General features: G+C 34.0%; 5 protein-coding genes. All 5 read right to left on the bottom strand.

Annotated elements, in window-relative coordinates; genetic code table 11:
• Positions 1-4,508: beta strand repeat-containing protein (locus tag BMX42_RS14110; protein ID WP_394332817.1), on the bottom strand; the 4,508-nt coding region annotated here is incomplete at its 3' end.
• Positions 4,509-4,599: 91 nt separating this feature from the next.
• Entirely contained in the window at positions 4,600-6,471 is a 1,872-nt protein-coding gene (locus BMX42_RS14105) for an OmpA family protein (RefSeq protein ID WP_091315998.1), read from the bottom strand.
• A 17-nt stretch (positions 6,472-6,488) separates the two neighbouring features.
• The gene (locus BMX42_RS14100; RefSeq protein WP_091315994.1) at positions 6,489-7,421 is read right to left on the bottom strand and encodes a PorP/SprF family type IX secretion system membrane protein; all 933 of its coding nucleotides are present in this window, start codon (positions 7,419-7,421) and stop codon (positions 6,489-6,491) included.
• Positions 7,422-7,545: 124 nt separating this feature from the next.
• Positions 7,546-14,730, bottom strand: coding sequence for a choice-of-anchor J domain-containing protein (locus tag BMX42_RS14095; RefSeq protein ID WP_091315991.1), 7,185 nt, complete (start codon positions 14,728-14,730; stop codon positions 7,546-7,548).
• Positions 14,731-14,814: 84 nt separating this feature from the next.
• Positions 14,815-20,937 carry a beta strand repeat-containing protein gene (locus tag BMX42_RS14090; protein ID WP_218141451.1) on the bottom strand — a complete coding sequence of 2,041 codons (6,123 nt, stop codon included), beginning with the start codon at positions 20,935-20,937 and terminating at the stop codon, positions 14,815-14,817.
• Positions 20,938-21,019 lie beyond the last annotated feature (82 nt).

Here is a 21,019-nt window from a genome sequence, read left to right as displayed (position 1 = left end):
CATGCACCTCCATCTAATGAATAAATTAGATTTCCAGTTCCTACTGGGTTTACTGTTACTGTGATTGTAGCATTATCAGTAAATGCTTCCGTTACAACATATGTGAAATCTGTTGCTGGATAAACTGTAGTTACTATAGCTTGATCTGCTGCTGCCTTACAACCAGTTATTGTATTAGTTACAATCACTTGGTATGTTCCTGGTAAAGTTACTTCATGAGTTGGTCCGTTTGTACTTGCTAATACATCATACGTATTTGTAGCTGTATTTAACATATACCAATCGTATGTGAAATCTGGATTAGATAATTGCGTATCTAAAACAAAACCTTGATATGTTACTCCAGTGTCTTGATTCACACAAATATGTCCGTCTAATAAATTTGGTTTTGGTAATGGATTTACTAATACTGTGTATTCTGTAGTTCCTCCGTTACAATCTCCTAATTTTGATGTTACGCTATATTTCACATAACCTTGAACATCTGATCCATTAACAAGTAAATCACTTATTGTAAATGGCGCCGGTGCTGATCCGTTTGTAAATCCTGTTATACCTGTTGAATAATCAACCACCGTCCATACTAACGTTGTTCCTGTAATATTTGGGAATGACGAAATAGTTAAATTAGTAGTTTCTCCACTACAGATTTCATCAACTGGTAAACCAATTGGTGTTCCTGGTATTGGATTTACAGTAATTGTTACTGCATTAAATTCTGTTGCTCCTGTACAAGTTCCATTACTTGGAGTAAAATTAAAACTAATTGTTCCTCCTACTAAAGGATTAGTTAAAGCCAATTGTAAATTAAGAATTCCTGTTGTTGAAGTTCCGCCAGTTGCACCTCCAACTATTTGAACACCATTAGTTGTAGCAGCATTGACTTGCCAATTGTATGAAGTTGCAACTGGGTTACTTAGCGCTGTGATTCTTACAGATTCGTTATTACAAATTACAGGTTTATCTGCAACTGTTTGATTTGGAAGAATTGCTGGAATAGGTTTCACAGTAATAACTATTTCTTGTGGTGTTCCAGAACAGTTACCTATCTCTGGTCTTACTTGTATAGTAACATTACCTCCTACATATGGATCAATTAAATTTACAATTAAGTCAATATTACTTTGATTTCCATTATGAATTATAGTTCCACTACTAGCTTCTATTGTGTTTACATTATATGTAGAAGCACTCCAAACAAATGTTGCTCCTGTAACCGTACTTGTTAATTGAGAAGCAATATTTAATGTTCCACCATTACAAATAGTAATGTCTGGAATTTGCGTAATAAATTGTGGTGTAGCTGAAACGTTAACTGTAGTCGTTGTAGTTGGACCTGCCACAATTGGAATTACACAACCATTTAAATTTGCACTTGTTAAAGTATATGTTGTATTTATTGATGGTGAAACTGGAATTACATTACTTCCAGATAAACCAATTGTAAATGAACTTGGTGTACCATTCCATGTGATAACTGTTCCTGGTGTTGCAGTTACTGTTAAACTAGCTGAACCGCCTGAACAAATTGTCGTCCCTCCTGAAATTGAAATATTAGTAGAAATTGGGCTAATGGTAACACTTGCCTCACTTGTATCACTAACACACGGTGCTGTTGCAACTAAAGTGTAAGCAAAAGTACTTGAGTTAGCTCCTACTGCTGGTGTAAATGTTCCTGTTGTTGGGTCAAATACTCCGCCAATTCCTCCAGTTCTTGTCCAAGTTCCTCCAGCTTGTTCACCAGTAATTAAACTGAATAAATTGATTGGTGTTGTGTTATTATCGCAAATTGCTGTTGTACCATCCGAACCTGCATTTGGTTGTGCTACAAAATTAATTGTTGCAACACTACTACTATCAGCACATGGGTATGGTCCTGTTAAAGTATATTTAAAAGTTGAGTTAGTTGCACCTATTGCAGGTGTAAATTTTCCTGCTGCTGCATTAAATATCCCACCTGTTCCTGAAGTTCTTGTCCATGTTCCGCCAGATTGTTCTCCAGAAATTATATTGAATAGATCAATGGCGGTTGTATTGGCTTCACAAACGGAAACCACACCATCGGTTCCTGCAACTGATTGTTGAGCAATATTTACAGAAACAACGCTCGAAACATCTGTACAAGGAGCTGTTCCTAATATAGTATAAGTGAATGAAGAATTTGTTACTCCAACAGTCAGTGCAAATGTTCCAGCTGCAGCATCAAATGTTCCACCTGTTCCTAAAGTTCTTGTCCAGGTTCCGCCTGCTTGTTCCCCAGTAATTAAACCAAATAAATTAATTAAATTTGTATCAGTTTCACAAAACACTAAAGCTCCTGAATCAGTTCCAGCATTTGGTTGCGCATTTATGTTTATAGTAGCCACACTTGAATCGTTAACACAAGGAAATGTACCTGCTATAGTATATGTAAAAGTAGAATTTGTTGCTCCAACTGCTGGTGTAAAAGTTCCAGCTACTGGATCAAAAACCCCTCCAGTTCCAGTTCTTGTCCAAGTTCCACCTGCTTGTTCTCCAGAAATTAAACCAAATAAATCAATTGTAGTTGTGCTCGTTTCACAAACATCTAAAGAACCATCTATACCTGCATTTGGTGCATTGTTTACAGTAATTGTAACATTTCCTGAAGCTGAACTAGAACAAACTGGACTACTCGCAATTGAAATACTTACTAAACTATATGTTGTAAGCGTTGTTGGAGATACTGAAACTATCCTATTTCCTGTACTATCTAGGAATGTAGTTTGATTTGCAGAACCATCAAAATAAGTAACTGTAGCATTTGGTGTTCCTACAAAATTTAAATTAGTAGAAGAACCAGAACAAATTGTAGTTGTTCCTGTAAAACTAGTTACTGATGGCTGAGTAATTACAGTAATTGTAGCTGAATCCGTTTCTGGTTTAGAACAATTAGGTGCTAAAGTAAAAACATTAACTAATTGATAGGTTTGATCTGTTAATAATGCTGAAGTAGTTAAACTAAAAGTTCCTGAATTATTTAATGTAATTGTTTGATTACTACCTCCATTTACATTGTATGTTACAGTTGTATTTGGTGTCCCTGTAAAAGTTACTGTTGCAGAAGTTCCTGAACAAACTACTGAACTACTAACTGCAATATCTGCGAATAATGCGTCTTGTACTGTAAATGTACTTGTAATATTTACATCAGTAGTACAATTTGGTGCATTTGGTTCTGTAATACTTGAAATTAAAACCGTATAATTTCCAGGTGCTAATCCAGTTAAATTAACTTGTTGTTGTCCAGAACTATCTAAAACTACTGTTTGATTGCTTCCACCATTGATTGTATAATTAATACTAGCATTAGCTAATCCATTAAAAGTTAACGTTTGAATTCCATCTGAACATATATTACCAACATTAGAAATTGTTGGAGCAGCTGGTGATGAAATTGTAATTGTGGCTGTACTATTTATTGTACTTGAACATAATGTTGCATTTGCACTATCAACAATTTTAATTGATATAAATTTATATATTGTTGTAAAAGTTAATGGAGATGTAATTTGAAAAACTCCTGAACCGTCTAAAGTTGCAGTTTGTGTAGTTCCATTATTTATATTATACTCAATTATTGCATTAGGAGTTCCGTTAAAAGTAACTGTTCCATTTGAGTTTGCACAAATTGTTGGAGTAGTTGTTGAAATTGTTCCATTAGGAACTTGATATACCTTTAATTGAAAACTTGTTATCGAAAAACATCCAGAAAAATTATTTTTTACTCGCGCATAAATTGTTTGTGGATTTGAAGTATTTCCATAGATACCTGGCAATGGATTTATTCCATCAGTAGCATCAGCACTAGTTAAATGAAAACTTATTGTGTTATTAATTAAATCAGAATTAATTTGACTTTTTAAACTATTAAAATCGAAAATTCCAACATTTGGATTATTACTGCATGATCGTATTTCTCCTAAAGAATTTGCTGTAGGAGGAGTTGCAAAAGCACCACTACCGTTCATGGCAGAACCTGTCCATTGAATTTGAAAACCACCATCACCAACAGGTCTGTCAATAGCAATATAATACGATTGCCCTGGTAAAACATCTAACCAACGAACAAAACCATTACCGTTTGCTCCTGGTCCAGCTGTTGTACTTAAAGGTGCTACTGCCATTCCTGTAACAGTACTAACACCAGCTAATAATGGGTTAGTTGTACAGCATCTAATTGGTGATCCTAATGCATTACATGGTTTATTTGGACCATATACCCAAAAGTCATAATCTACAACTGGAGATGGATCATTAGGAGTTAAATTAAAACCTAAAGTTCCTCCGTTTACGATATTGATTTTCAACCAAATTGAATTATGTTCGAAACCACTACATCCAGCAACCTCCTGAACTCCTGCTCCTGTAGCATTTGAACTGAAAGAACCATTTCCGCAAATTGTAATTGCATTTACACAATCATTAGGAGTTTGTGCAAAAGCAAACGTGGTAAATAAAAATAATATATAAAATTTTAAAAGTTTCATCTGGGTTGTATTTTAATTAGAATAACTAATCTTAAAAAAATTAAGATTAGTTATTAAAAACAATTTCAAAAAAGAGATAGCTTTAAACAGTCTATTTCTTCACTATAATAAATTCTGAACGTCTGTTGATAGCATCTTGCTCATCTGTACAGCTTCCGCCACAGTCAATTTTTGGTTCTGTAAATCCAAAACCTTTACCTGAAATTCGTTCTTTACTAATTCCTCTTGAAATCAAATATTGAACAGTTGATTGAGCACGTTGCTCAGATAATTTTAAATTATATTTTGCATTACCTTTTGAATCGGTATGTGCTTTTACTGAAATAACCATTTCTGGTTTTTCCATCATAATTTTTACTAATTTGTCTAATTGATTAGCCCCTGAAGGTGTAATGTTAGATTTATTAAACTCGAAATAAACATCACCTAAAAGCACTTCTTTATCAGTAATAATTACTTCATTTGGAACTAATTGTACTGGAATTTCTAATTTATTTTCTTTAGTTTTAGCAATTGGTAAAACAGTAGTTGTGTAGTTATTAGCAGCAACTTGAAGATTATAACCTTTATCACAATTTAATTGATAAAGTGTTTTTCCTAAATTATCTGTCTCTAAAGTTGTAACAACTGTATTGTTTTCATCTAAAATAATTACTACAGCTTTTCCAATAGCTTTTCCAGATTTAGCATCGGTAACTAAAGGCAAAATATCCGTTCCACAAATTGGAATTATTTGATAAATGGCATCTGTTCCATTTCTGTTCGATGAAAAATAACCAACATTCAATTTCGTATTTAAACTCAATGAAAAATCATCTTTTTCCGTATTTACTGGTTTTCCAACATTGATTACTGAACTTGATGATTTATTTAAATCTGTTTTAAATACATCTAAACCACCAAAACCTGCCCAGCCAGTTGAAGCAAAATACAATTCGTTATTGTTTGTAATAAATGGAAAAGCTTCACGTGAAGGAGTATTGATTTTTGAACCTAAATTTTCTGGTTTTCCATAACCATTTTCAGTAATAGCGATTTTCCAAATATCAGACTCTCCTATACCACCCGGCATATTTGAAGTGAAATATAAAGTTTTTCCATCTTTACTTAAACTTGGATGACTTACAGAATATGCAGTACTATTTACTGGTAAAGCTTCTTTGATTTCCCATTTTCCATTTACCTTAACAGCTCTGTAAATACCTAATTGCCCTACTTTCACATTGTTCTTCGCGTCTTTTTCATACAATTTTGTACTATGTCCGTCTCTTGCAAAAAACATAGTATTTCCATCTTCGCTAATAGCAACAGGACCATCATGAAAAGCAGAATTTAATTCATTTACACTTTCTGGTTTAGAAAATGTTCCATCTGTGTTTTTATTGGCTTTATAAACATCAATATATGGCACATTTGACCATTTATCAATTTTAGAATTGTTTCTTGTACTCACAAAATACAATTCATTATTATTAGTTAAAACAGCACCAAAATCGTTACTTTTATTATCCGCAAGAGAAGTGTTTTCAATTGTAAATAATGCTTTAGATTTATCTAATGATGTTTTATAATTTTGGTTTGTATTAAATTCTTTTGCTCTAACATCATTTGGAAGTATGCTTGAAAATTTCAACATTTGATTGTTAGCTTCCGTATAATTTCCTAAAGACTTTAATACTTGTGCATATTTAAAAACCGTTTCCGGATTTGCATTTCCTTGTAGAGCCTTTTCATACCATTTTGCAGCTTCGGTAGTGTTATAAATATTGTAATAACTATCTGCTAAATTTTGATATACTTGCTGATTGGCTTGCTTACTATTTACAACTTGAAGATAAGATTCAATTGCTCCAACATATTGATACGATTCAAAAAGTTGATTCGCTTTTTGTATAGCTGGAGTTTGAGAAAAGGCAATTCCTGAAAAAAGTAGTAAGCCTAATGTTTTATATGTTTTTTTCATTTTTTATGTGCTTTTTATTAGAAAAATCTAGGTGAAACTGATACTTTTTTCATCGAATTTAAATCGAACAACAACATAAATTCATGCGAAGCTGGTGTTGTAACATTTAAAGCTGAAGTAACATGATCGTAAGCATATCCAATTCTTAAACTTGGTGTAACGGCAAAATTTACCATAGCTCCAAATGAATCTTCTAAACGATAACTTAAACCTGCTTCAAATTTTTCATAGAATAACGCATTAGCTGAAAGATCTAAAGAAACTGGTGTGCCAAAAGCTGATTTTGCCATAAATGATGGCTTTAATTTCGTATGTGCTGAAAGATCAAATACATAACCTCCAGTTATAAAAAAGTGTTGTTTTTCACTTCCAAATTGATATTCGCTGCCATTATCTTTTACAACTAAATGTTTCGCTTCTAACATATTTGGTACAGATGCAGCTACATAATATTTTTTAGAATAATAAAATAAACCAGAACCTATATTGAAATAGATGTTACTAGTGTTTTCTCTGAAAGCTACATCATTTTGCTGTTGAGTATATGGACTAACTTCACTAAATAAACCTACCTTATGAAATGTAACTCCAGATTTTAAACCTAAAGCTAATCTGTTATCACCACCTAAATTTAACGTGTAAGAAAAATCACCATAAACGTTATTTTCTTCTACTGGTCCAATTTTATCTGAAATTACAGATAAACCTAAACCAACTTTTTTTCCAACAGGGCTATGTAAAGATAATGTTGCCGATTTTGGAGCGCCATCAATACTTACCCATTGTTGTCTGTATAACAAACCGATAGATAAATTTTCTTTAGATCCTGCATAAGCTGGATTTACAACATTCATATTATACATATATTGCGTATAGTGTGGATCTTGTTGCGCTTGTGACTGCAAGGTAAACAAGGAAATAATTACAAATGCTATTATTTTATTTTTCATATTTATATTTTGTTTTATTAGTAGTATGAAATTTCTTGTGTAAAACTTCATATTTTTAAGTGTAAAAGTTTAAAATCAGCCTGCTTAATTATACTAAGCAGACTGATTACAACCAAACATCTAATTAATACTGTCTAATTATATAAACCCAACCAGTAACAGCTTTTCCATTTTCAAAAGAAATGCTATAAAAATAAGTTCCATCTGGCAAGTGTTTACCATCATTAGTACTTCCTGCAAATTGATTCGTATATTTTCCACTGAAAGAAAACACTTCCATACCATAACGATTAATAATAGAAAGCTCTTTTACACCTAGACCTGTTAAATCAAAAGTATCATTATCACCATCACCATTTGGCGAAATTCCTTTTGGAATCATACCGCAGTTATTTCCATCTAAAGTAATTTGTTCAGAATTTATACATCCTTCTGAGTCTACAAGAACTGTAAATGTTGTTGGGAATGAAATACTTGGATTTTGAGTTAAATACTCACCTATATTAAATTGTGGAGAATTAGTACCAACTGCAGTTCCGTTAGCATTTTGCCAAGTGTAAACCACACTTGATAAATCTGAACCATTTGTAGCAATAACATTTAATAACATGTTTTGATTTTCACAAACGCTTTCAATTGTAAATGTAACTTCATTAATTACTTCAATATTAGCTGTAGATGTACCACTTAGTGTACAACCATTAGCAACCAAATTATATGTAATTACATAATTTCCTACTGAACTATTTTGTAAGTTAATTGCACCTGTGTTTGCATCAATTGATAAACCTGCAGGTGTTGCCGAATATGTTCCACCTGTTGTAAATCCTGATGCAGGAACTAATACCGGATTAGCACCGTTTTCACAATACTCAGTATTATCATAACCAAACAGAACAACTGGAGTAATTAATTGATTTACAATAACGTCAATTGCAACTCTTGGTCCAACACAACCTGTAGCATTTACTAGAGCAACATAATAAGTTGTTGTTCCTACAGTAGTTGTTGAAGGAATTGGCGCATTTACATCACCTACTCCATTAACTGGTACAGTAAACCAAATTAGTGTATAACCTGCAGGAGCTGTAGCTGTTAAAGCTGTAGCCGTTTCTGATGTACAATATGTAACAGGTGAAGTTACTGTTGGTACTTCTGTAAAGCCTGAAAGTGTTACATTTAATGCTTTTTCACAATAACGTGTTTTCCATAAGAATGTATACACACCAGCCGTATTTATTCCACTAATTGTAGTTATTGGATTAGTTGGATTAGCAATTGTTGCTATTGATGGATTTGTTGCACTTGCAACCCATTCTCCAATTCCAGATGCTTCCACATTGATACTTGATTGACTACAATCTAAAGTTGTATCAACAGTTTTAATATCTGTATTTGGCTTAAAATTAGCGGCATCTAAAAGATGTCCAATGTCATTTCCTTCTACACGGAAAATAAAACGTGTAACAGGAATACTGTTTGTCATATAATTTCCTTCAATTAAGTCCCAACTTACACTATTTGCATAATCTTCTGCAATCATAGTAAATGGTCCAGAAGGTGGCCCAGCATACAGTTGAACTTTAGTTCCACCACTATTTCTAGTTGCACTTGCAAAACTGTAATTCATAACAGGAATTTCTGAAGTTTCAAAATCTCTGTATAATCCTTTAATATTTGGATCTGTTGGATCCCAATCTGCAGCACCATCTTGTGTTAATTGAAGACATTGTCCACCTTCATAAGGAGTAACACCAATGTTGTTTCCTTCAATGAAGAACATATTTCCCCAATCTGTATTAACTTTCCAAGCTGGAACAACTGTTGGGTCAACCATTGAAGTAATTCCTGATACAGTTTGCATTGGGAACTTCTCAAAACTGTAATTAAAAGCATCCAAATCACACATAACTGGTGTAGTCACACAGATATGGAATCTCTTATCGTTTGCAATTGCACTATTTAATTTTAATCTGATTTTATATGTTTTTCCAACAATTAATTCTGAAGAATATGTTGTTGTGATTACATTATTATCACTACATGCTTTTTCAACTAATGAACCATCAAGTTGAACTTCGTATAATGACATGATAATTTTTGGCCAAGGTCCATCACCAGAAGATTGATAATAACTTCCTGGTCCAAAATCACTTAATTCAATATTATGCACTTTTGAAGCGGCAATAAAATCATACCAAATATCTCCTCCATTCACACCAGCACAAGTTGTTGGTACAGAAGATGGAGTTGCTCCAATAAATGAAGCATCAATACCAGATGTTTCACAAGATGTTCCTGCATTTGGTGTTAAACGTACCGCAGTAGTTGGTTCATCGTTGATTACAAATATTTTTGGTCCAAACCAGAAACTTTTATCATTTGGTCCACAAACTGCACGTACAAAATATTCGTATGTTCCTGCTAAACCGTTTACAAAATCACCTGCAGCTGCAGTTGGTGTATACGTTGGTGAATTCACTAAATGAATATTACTATTAGCTTGTGGTAAAGTACCATTTTCAACAGGTTGTACAAAAACTTCCCACTGTGTTTCAGAACCTCCAGCTGTCCAAGATAGAACACTTTGGTTACTCACTGCTAAGTTAGTTGGTTGCGGACAAGTTACTGTTCCGCAATTTGTAAATCCTGTATAAATATTAGTATGAATTGTACCTAATCCTTGTGGACTTGTCCATACAATATTATTAGATTGGTCTCTAATTACTAATTGAGCTTCTGAATATTGAGTTCCGTTACCAAAACCATCCCAATACACATCAAAAGCTACTCCATTACATAAAAATACAGTATAATCAATTGATAAAGGTTGACCTGGTGCAACAGCAGGGAAAGTTAATTCCTGAATAACTGTTTCATTTTGTTTCACTTGAAGCGCTCTATAAACTTGGCCAGTATTTCCATTACTTACTGTAAATTTATATTCACATACATTTGAATAATCACAACGTGTTGTAAATTCAAATGGTCCAACCCAAGTACTTTGTGAAGTACCACTACAAATAGCTCTAACATAATATTGATATTGTGTAGCTGGTGTTAAATTCGTAAAAGTATAAGGATGTGCATTTGTTGTATGTAAATATGCTTGTAAAGTAGCTCCAACTGGAGCCGTAGTTCCATATGGTTGTAAAGAAATTTCCCAAGAACCTTCTGTTCCTGTTGATTGCCAATTCGTTTGGGCTGTAACATCTAAAATATTTTGTGTAGTTACATTAATTACTGATGGACAAGCCGGAACATCTTCTACAATTACGTTGTCTATAAAAGTATATTGACCTCTGTAACCCCATGGATTTTCTGGGAAATAAGGTGTGTTAAATGCGATATTAATATTCGTATTACCTGTAAATGTATAATGATCATCTAAATTAATAACCATTTCTTTTTCTACAACATTGTTAATTACATCATGAGTAAATACAATATGTAATGGTCCTGCAAAAGTATCTGTAGCTGCTGCTGATACTGTTATTGTATTACCACTTACGTTTGTAACCGTTGTAGCATAAGGAATTGGGAAACCAGGGATATAAAATATATCACCTACTTGAACACCAGAACCATCTGTTACTGTAAAAACATTAGAACCAGTTGTAGTTCCAGCTGCATCAATCGTTGTTGTAAAGTTATTTTCATACATAATATTTGAAGTAAATGCACTTGTGGCAACTCCAGTTGTAGAAAGCATAACTTTTAAATCTTCTTCATAATCACTATATAATGTTTTATAGAAGAAACGTAATCTTTGTCCTGCATGAGCTGTAATTGTTGGTGTAATTAACCAATCATTGTTATTACCGTTTGATCCAGTAAACAAGGCAGCCATTTGGTCACCAAAAATTGGGTTAACTGTTTGGTTAAAGTTCCAAGTATTACTATCTCCATTATTATTATAAACTGTCCAACAAGTTTCAGTTGTTGATGTCGTATCAAAAGTTTCAATAAATGGCGTTGGTAATGCATTACAAATCGTTCTAAATTTGAAAGGACCAACCCACTCGCTGTTATCTGTAGTATTACAAATTGCTCTTACATAATATTCATAAGCTGTATCTGCTGTTAAATTGATAGCATTAAAAGCAGGTGTTGTATTTACAGTTGTTCCTGTACCAGTTGGTACTCCATTTCCTTGTTCTTGAACTACAATTTCCCATTTTGTTTCTTGATATCCTGTAATCCAAGATAAATTAGCTGTAGTTTGAGTGATATTCGTAGCAGCTAATGCAGATGGATTCGGACAAAGTGGTGCATCTTCAACTACAAAATCATCTATTGTTACAATACCTGTTTCTGTTGGATTTGGTAAATTAGCTGGCAAACGGAAAGCAAAATAAGTTACTCCTGTACCAGTAAATATAACTGAATCTTCCAAAAATCCTTGATTGTCAAAATCATGCATCGGAATTAAAGTAGTATAAGTTGAAAAGTCTGGTGTTGAAGACATCAATACTTCAAAATTACCTCTTGGAAATGTTGGCACCATGAAAGACGTTAATACTCTATAATTAAAACGTAATCTTTTTGGTCCAACTGCATTAACAGGTACACTAATTAACCAATCGTTATAAGAAACAAAAGGATCAAAAAAGCCAATAGGTTGTGGAAGTATTGTTGCATTAGTTTCATTAATATGCCACTGAGCTGGATCTCCATCTACATTATTTGTTGACCAACAGAATTTTTTCGTGTTAACATCATCATCATTAAAACTTTCATAATATGGAGTTGGTTGAGCAATACATAATGTATTAAAATTGATTGGACCTACCCAAATACTTTGCCCTGCAGCACCACAATCTGCTCTCAAATAGAATTCATATCTTGTTGATGGAACTAATCCCGTTAACAAAAATGGATTTGAAGTCACGTTATTATAAACAATAACTCCTGGTCCTCCAGGTAATACTGGAGTTCCCATTCCTAAAGGTTGAGCTACTAATTGCCATTGTGTATTTTGATATCCAGCTGTCCAAGAAATTTCAACTGAATTTGTTGTTAATGTACCTGGTGTGATTACTGGATAAGCTGGTTCAGAACAAGCTGGCATATCTTCAATATATACATCTTCAAAATAAGTTTGTCCACCAGTTTGTGTAGCACCAGCTGGTAATATAAAAGCAAAATTTATATCACCTGTAAGTCCTGCTGGTATTGGTACAATTTTTTCCACATAATTATATCCTGTAGTATAAGACGCTAAAGGAAGTAATGTTTGAGTGAAACTTTGAGCTCCAGATCCAGTGTCAGAATATTTAATTTCAAAAGAACCTGGTCCAGGAGTTGGATTTACACTTGGTCCCCAATTTCCGTAAATATTATACTTAAATCGTAATCTTTTTTGAGTCACTCCATCAAATACTAATTGTGGAGAAATTAACATATCATTCGAGCCTTGAGGACGAATTTTAGCTACTTCATGACCTCCATTATCGATACCGGCATCAAAGCCAAAAGTAAAGAAATTTGTATCATTATTTAGATTCAATTGTGACCAACAATCAATTGTTGCATCTCCATCATTAAATCCTGTGTAATATGGTAAAGTAAAAGGATTACATGGTGTTCTAAAAGGAAATGCTGGTGCCCAGTTTCCAGGAGTACCACCACAAACAGAACGAACATAAAGTTTGTATTCTGTGTTAGGCGTAAGAACTCCAGATGGTTGATTAATATTACCAGTTGGACCAGACGAAATACTAAACCCAGTTGTTGCCCCTGTAGGTGCTGGTGCAGATGCTGGTAAGACTATATAATTCCATTCATTTACTAAATTCCCAACATTATTCCAAGAGAAATTAGAACTTGTTTCTGTTAAATTATTATAAGTTGTTCCTGATGGAGATGGTGAAGGACAAGTTGCACTACTTACCGTAAAATTAAAACATAAACTTGCATTTGAATTTTCATCGTGTTCATATGGTGATGACATTACAATGACATAAGTGTGTCCTGCAACTACATAAAAATCGTTAATTTGACCTACCCAAGTTCCATAATTTGCTCCAGAAGTCTGAGTCGTTGTAGCAGCTAAACAATTCACACCTACATCGGCACAACTGTCAAAAACCATTACACTTGAAGAAGCATTATAACAACCGTTTCCTCCACCTCCAGATGAATTAGTTACAGTTTGTATAATATTAATAAGTCCATTTGCTGTAGGCGTATAATTAAAAAATACATGATTCCCACTCAATTGATTAGTTGTACTTCCTGGAAAACAATTAGACCCTACTGTCGTATAAGGAGTATAATCCGTAGTCGAATAATAATTCGCTAAATTACTATTTAACACATATGGTGCTCCTGTTGCAATACTCGCAGGAATCACTAAAGGAGTTCCACAATTTAAACCCAAAATTGAGGTTTGAACATTAAACGGACCTGCCCACAAACTTGCAGTAGTTCCGTCACAAATTGTTTTTATATAAACATCGTAATTTGTACCATTTACGAATGGATTACCATTAGTTAGAGTTGTTGCATTGAATGAAGTACCTGTAACTGGAGTTCCAGAAGCAGTAATACCTGCATTATCATCAACAATTTGAATTTCAAAATTGGTAGCTGTCGGATGTGTCCAGTTAATTAAACCACCAGTAGCAGACATTGTAGAAGAAATCCCTGTTACTTTCGCACAACTTTCAATTACACGAGCATTATCAATATACCAAATATCCCCTACTGTGTTAGCGTTTCCAGCTACTTGATTTGTTCTTGCAATAAAAGCAATATGTACATTTACACCAGCTGGAAGATCTGGAATAGTTACAATTTTTTCTTCCCATGTTGTTGCAGAAACATTTAATGTTGCTTCTGTCCAAGAGGCTAAAAGAACATCAAAACTACCATAATCTGGTTGATTTGCAGTTGAAAGTCTTACTTCAAAAGTTGTCCCTTTATTTATAAAGCTTCCTTGTTTAGTATGGAATCTTACTTCCGTTACTTGTGGAGTTACAAATTGTGGAGATACTAAAAAGTACTCAGTCATTGTTCCTTCAGTATTGTTAAGTGCTGGATTTACCATTACACCTTGGGTACTTAAATAACCTGCAGTTGGTGCAGTTGGCACCCAGTTATTAACAATTGTTTGATTACTTGTAATTCCCCAAGTAGCTGGTATTCCACTATTGAAATTTTCTAATGTGGGAAATTGTGCAAACACAGCATTTGAAAATAAAACAAATGAAAATAGCATTAAAACATTTGCTTTAAAATTGCTCCCTTTTTTAGAGAAAAATTTTAAAGAAAATATTTCTTTTAGAATTGATATTTCTTTTTGCATTTTTTTAAATTTTATTAATTAAAAATTCTATTTTGAAAAAATAAGTGAGGCAATTATAAAAACTGCCTCACTTTATAGTGTTACTTATTTCTTAATTACTTTGATATTTTGAACATTTTGCTCAGAATATACTTTTACTAAATAAGTTGATGTATTAAGATCACTCAAATCAATTTGAATTGCATTAGAGTTTGTATTAATAACTTTTACTTGTTGTCCAATTAAATTATATATTTCTACTTTTGAAATTTCAGTTTTAGCAGTAATAGTTAATTGATTTTCAACTGGATTTGGATAATAAGATAAATTAGCAATTGTGAAATTATCAGTTCCTAAACATGGTCCTGAAGCTAAAACTGCTAATCTCGGGCCCTCACAACCATTAATAGTTTGAGACACATAATAAGTAGTATTTAAAACTGCCACAGTTGATGTTGGAATAACATTTCCTAAAGTAGCAGCATCATACCAAATGAGACCTGTACCAATAGTGCTAAAGTCTGCAATTGTTCCTGTTAAACAAGAATCTTGTGTAGTTGCGCCAGTTGGAGCCGCAGTATTTACTACAGTTGCAGTAACTGGTACTCTTACTGATTCACATATTTCATCAAAAGTTAAATTATGGAAACAGTTTGTAGCGTTTGCTGTAGTAGCAACTACATCATTTAATGCTGAAACATTACCTGTTAATCTAATTGGTCCACTAGTTGGGTAAGCAATTACAGCAGTACTATTTCCTAAAGTATTAGTTGTAGAAGCTAAACCATTTGTTGCAACTAATCTGTAACCATTTCCAACTGGAATTTGGTAATCTAATGTTACTACTTGAGAAGTTGTTCCTACTGCACCAGTTACTAAAGTTGGTACAAAAGTTACTGGAGTAGTTCCTGTAACCAAGTTACCTGTAGCATCATATAAACTAATAGTAATTGGTGAAAGAGCTGCTGTATTTTTAGGATAAACTGTTACTGTTTTTAATTTTACTCTATTTGTTACATCAAAGGCAATACCTTTAAATAAAGCCGATGAAGTACCCGTACCTGCAAAAGCTAAAGTATTTACAGAACCTGTAGATTCACTAGCAGAAGACACATAAAAAGTAGTAGTTGTTGCTACGTTAGGACTATAAGTAGTTCCTGTTGCAACTAATGTTCCACCAGTTTGTGCATCATACCAATTTAAAATTGTACTTCCTGATGCTGTTAAATTTGCAATACCACTTGTACAGATTGAAGCATCTGTTACGGTTGCTGCAGAGGCAGAAACAGTTACTGCAATTGGAGTTGAAGTACCTGTACTAGTTGAAGCACAAGTTACATTACATTGATAAGAAGTATTTACAGTTGGAGTTGCCACATAAGTTGCAGCAGTTGCACCTGAAATATCAGTCCAAGTTGAACCTCCATTTGTAGAACTTTGCCATTGATATGTTACACTAGCTCCTGTTGTAGGAGTTGTTAAACTTAATGTAATAGGCTGAGCTGAACATGGAGCAATTGAAGAAGCAATTGTAGCACCAGGAGTTGGTGTACCAGTACAAGCTACACCTTGAGCGTATGAAAAGTTTCCTAAGAAACCACCAGTTTGTGGTGTAGTTAATACAATTGATGGAAATGCTGGGATACTAAAATGAGCCGCGTCAAAAGTTATAGCCGAAGCTGGAGTTGAAACGATATCATAAGTTCCTTGATCTGCAGTTGCATGAACAATAATATTTGTATTATTAACCACTGGACTTGTAGGAGCAATTCTTACATTATACCCTGTAAAAGTTCCTGCAGAACCTACTCTAGTTACTTTCCATCTGTTTGTACTTAAATTAGAAGCGTTAGTTGTATTTACAGAACCTGAATTTGTATCGAAAGCTTCAGCCATTAACTCAACACCACCTGTTGAAGAGATTAAAATTGGAAGATATTTTCCGTTTTTTCCAACAGGGAATAATCTTAACTGATTAATATTTGAAGAACTCATGTTTGCATAAGCAACCGGTCCTTCAATATATGAAGTAGCACTACCACCAGAAAGTGATCCACTTGGATTACTTGCAGACATTACATCTGGATTACCTACATAAAGAGGAAATGCTGATGAAGTATGTAAAATTCCGTTAGTCATAGTAACACTACTTCCAACTCTAAAATCAGGTACGTTAAGTGTCACACCCGCAGCATTTGTATTATTTACTGTTATACTATTAAAAGCAACATTATCCAAACCTGAAGAAAGAGACCATTGATTAGTCATAAATGAACCAGACCCAGAAATAGTTTGTGGAAGTGTAGTTGGTACGGCAACTCCGTTAATTAAATTTCCAAGATATAAACCTGTTGAAGTTTTTGGAAAATTAAGCGATCCGTTATTCACAATATTACCACCAACATAAACCGTAGCGTTAGCAAACGTTTTTCTGAAGGCACTACCCGCAGTAATCGTTAATGCATTTTGAACGTTCATGTTGTAACCATTATTAATATTGTTAGAACTTACGTTCATATATCTAGTATCTCCATTTGGTGCATCAACAGTTAAATTCCCTAATGAGAATAAACCTCCTAATGCTTGAAACTGACAGTTGAATCCGTTACTAACAACACTTGTATTATGAGTAGAAACTCCATCTCCAATTTGTAATGTGTGGTTTAACCCAGCTGCATAATGAATTGGTGAAGCATAAATAAATGAACCACTAGATTGTGTATTGAATGGGTAAAATTCTAATACTAAAGGTGTTGGTGCACCTGGTTGAATTGGCTCTGAAAAAGTTATAGCAGGTGAAGTAACATCCGCAGCAACAAATGTTCCTGGTTTGATACCTGCTCCTTTAACAATCATACCTGCCTTAATATTTGTATTTGTTGCAGTTAAAACTGTAGAATATGCTCCTACATTTACTGCTGAAAAAGTTATTATTTCTGTCCCAGTAATTGGCGATGTAGGTAAAGTTATGACAGGTAATGATAAAGTAACTTTAACCATAAACTCTGTTCCAAATCCATCGAAAGACAAACCAGTAATTGTAGAACCTGCTTGTATTCCAGATCCAGAAGCTACTTGTCCTAATGATAAATTTGCATTTGACGTATTCGCTTCCAAAACTATAGCAGAACAGTTGTTCACCATAGAAGAAAAATTCAATGGAGTTCCTGCAGGGACTGGAGCTGTAACTGGTGCTGATAATGTCAATGTTACTGGAGGATAAGGGAATCCAAAACTTCCTACAGTGATATTAGTAATAGTTGTACCAGCTGGAATATTTGCATGACCAGTTACTACTTGTCCAACTGCAAACATATTAGCAATATTCCCCATACTTGCAGAAGTACCAGTAATACTACCATTATATGTAAAAATACCAGTCGCACCTTGAGTATTCAAAGTATAACTTCCTAATGTAGTTCCTGAAATTGGAGTTGTTACATTTACCAATGGGTCAACAATTGTTATTTTACCACCAGTTAAATTTAAACTAGACGTTTCAATTTTGAAAGACGTACCACCAAAAGCAACAGAAGTAGCAGCATTACCTGCATCATTACTATCAACAATAATATCACCACCTGTTTGATTGAAGAAACTTCCCACTTTATGAGAAACAAAACCGTTCACTTTTAAATTACCTGCAGTCATGGTATGAGTACCATAATTGTAGAAAGCGTTGTTGTTGTTAGTACAACCTACAGTCATTGTAGTTGCACCAGCATTATTTGTTAAAGTACCACCTTTAGCGATAACTACACTTGCAGCATCTGCAGTAGTTGATACTGTTACGTTATGTCCAGCAGCAATAGTAACAACATTAGTACAAGTAGGAACTATACCACCAACCCAAGTTGAAGCTGTATTCCAGTCACCTGAATTTGCAGAAGTAATTCCCGTAGCTGTATTTAAAGTTGAAGCATCATTAACTCCTACATAAACTGGAGCTGCAATTAAATCAGCAAAAGGTAAATCTTTTCTGAACACAAATGGCTGAACTGTTCCATCTTGATGTGTTCCAGTTAATGCTGCTGATGCATTCATTAATCTTGATGAACCATCAAGTGCTTCAAAAGCTCCGTTTGCATAAACTCCTACTCTATTAGTTGGCGTTGTTGCATTAGCAGTGTAAATAATAGAAGAAGCATTAGAAGATGATTCTGGAGTTGAAAATGCCCAATTTCCATTATATCTTTTATTAATTGTATAACTACCATCTGTAATAGAAAGTGCACTAGTTACAGTACTTGCATCTGTATAAGTTACTGCTACTTCACCACCTGTAATACCTCCAACATTTTGTGGAGCTGCATCTGGTAATAAATATAATGTTCTGTCTAAACCAGTACCAGTAATAAATGGATACAAGAATGGTTTGTGATTATTATCTGTTCCAGGGTATTCTGTACCAACTTGTACATCTCTAGTATTTGGAGAATTCATCCATCTAGATACTGTACCGTTTGTAAAACCACTTCCAGGAAGAACTATAAAATTAGATGAATTTATACTACCAAAATTTCCAAGAATTAATCTTTTCCCTGTAGGAATGCTTACTCTACCATTTGTTAATAACAAAGCTCCATTAATTCTTACTCCATTAGCATCCCAAATAACATTTGGTGTTCCTGTAGCTGTATTATTTACTTCTAATTGATTCAAAACACCAGCACGGTTTCCAAATGCATTTGTTCCTGCTGCAGAACCACCTACAAAACCAGTAGCATTAACTGTTACTGTTTGAACTGTAGATCCATTAAGTGTTAATCTACCTTGAAATGCAGTACCAGATCCAAAACTACTATCGAATCTTGCACCAGCACCCACATCAAAATTATGTCCAACTTTTAAATGTTTACCATTTGTTCCGTCGTTATTATTAAATCTAGCGCCCGGAGCAGCCAAATTTACATCATTATTAACTGTTAATTCATCAACAACAGTACTGATTGCAAATTGTACTAATGAATTCGTTCCAGCAAGAATTAAATCTTCACATCCTGAATATCTTGAATCAATCATAACTACTTCATCGTCATTATCCAAAACAACTGAATCAGCAGGAGTAGGAACTTTATTTCCATCCCAAGTACCTGGTTGAGACCAAAGTCCTGAATGTGCACATGTAATTTCTTCTGAAATTCTTGATGTCAATGAAATATTATCAATAGCCGCTGGAGGTAAAGTTCCAGCTGAAGTACCATTCGTCCATACAAAAATTAATTTGAAAGTAGTTCCTGCAAAAGATTTAGGAATAAACGCTGTTGTTTTAGTTGTAGCAACTTGTGGGTTAGAGTTGAAAGAAATCAACGTTGCTCCTGGCCAATTCACACCATAATTAAAAGGTGCTGTAACTTGAGTATCTGTACCAGTAACTGTTTGAGAAACTGGAGCGGCCCATACTTGCCATCCACCACCAGAAGATGGTGCCGATTTTACATCAAAAGTTAAAGTCATTGCTTTTTCAGAAGCAGGAACAGTTATATTTCTGTAAAAAGAAACTGTTCTATTTGTTGGGTAACCACCGTATGAATTGGTGAAACCATTATCATTTGAAATATAGGCTGCATTACCAGAAATTGCAGAAGTAGTTGCAGTAAATGATAATGTTTGAGCTACAGCAAGAGCACTACCGTTGATAGATGCTTTAGACAAACCTAAAGCTGTACCATTAATACTCGCTACATAAGTATTTGCACCAATAAAACCTGCAATCGGAGCAATTTCCATTCCCACTGAAATATTTGGGTTGGCAGTAGCTAAAGTAACTGAATACGTATTTGCAGCAATTGAAGCTGTTGTTGGTTCAATTGCACTCACACTAATACCACCAGAAAATTTTCCGAAACCTAATGTAACACCATTAGCAGTTGCTGAAGCATTTTGGGATAAAGTTAAAGTTGTTCCTACAATATTTTGAACAAATGTATTTAAAGGAATATTAGCTCCATAAACCATATGACCAATAATTATGTTTGGATTTGGTGCAGTTAAAGTTACTGTAGCGGAAGCTGAAGTTAAATCTCCAACAGATGTTGTTCCTGAAGCTGCAGATCCAAGAGCCCATTTAACTGTACTTACTCCTTCGTTTGCAACAGTCCATCCATTAGCGGCAAATGTACTTCCAGAGTTAAAACCTCCATCCGTAGCCGGATTAATTAATACTGTTTGAGCCTGCATTACATTTGCAATGCAAAAAAAGAAAACTGTACTGAATAGCAGTTTCATTTGCAGTTTTACATCAATACCCTTTAAAGGGTTATAGATGAGATGTAATTTGTGTTTCATAATATTACACTTTATGTTGATT

The sequence above is a fragment of the Flavobacterium terrigena genome, assembly GCF_900108955.1.
Taxonomy (GTDB): Bacteria; Bacteroidota; Bacteroidia; order Flavobacteriales; family Flavobacteriaceae; genus Flavobacterium; species Flavobacterium terrigena.
This window is presented reverse-complemented; position numbering and strand designations above follow the sequence as displayed.

Bases quoted from the DNA above. Each gene is read 5' to 3' on its own strand.
- BMX42_RS14105 (WP_091315998.1), bottom strand. From the start codon at position 6,471: ATGAAAAAAACATATAAAACATTAGGCTTACTACTTTTTTCAGGAATT.
- BMX42_RS14100 (WP_091315994.1), bottom strand. From the start codon at position 7,421: ATGAAAAATAAAATAATAGCATTTGTAATTATTTCCTTGTTTACCTTG.
- BMX42_RS14095 (WP_091315991.1), bottom strand. From the start codon at position 14,730: ATGCAAAAAGAAATATCAATTCTAAAAGAAATATTTTCTTTAAAATTT.
- BMX42_RS14090 (WP_218141451.1), bottom strand. From the start codon at position 20,937: ATGAAACTGCTATTCAGTACAGTTTTCTTTTTTTGCATTGCAAATGTA.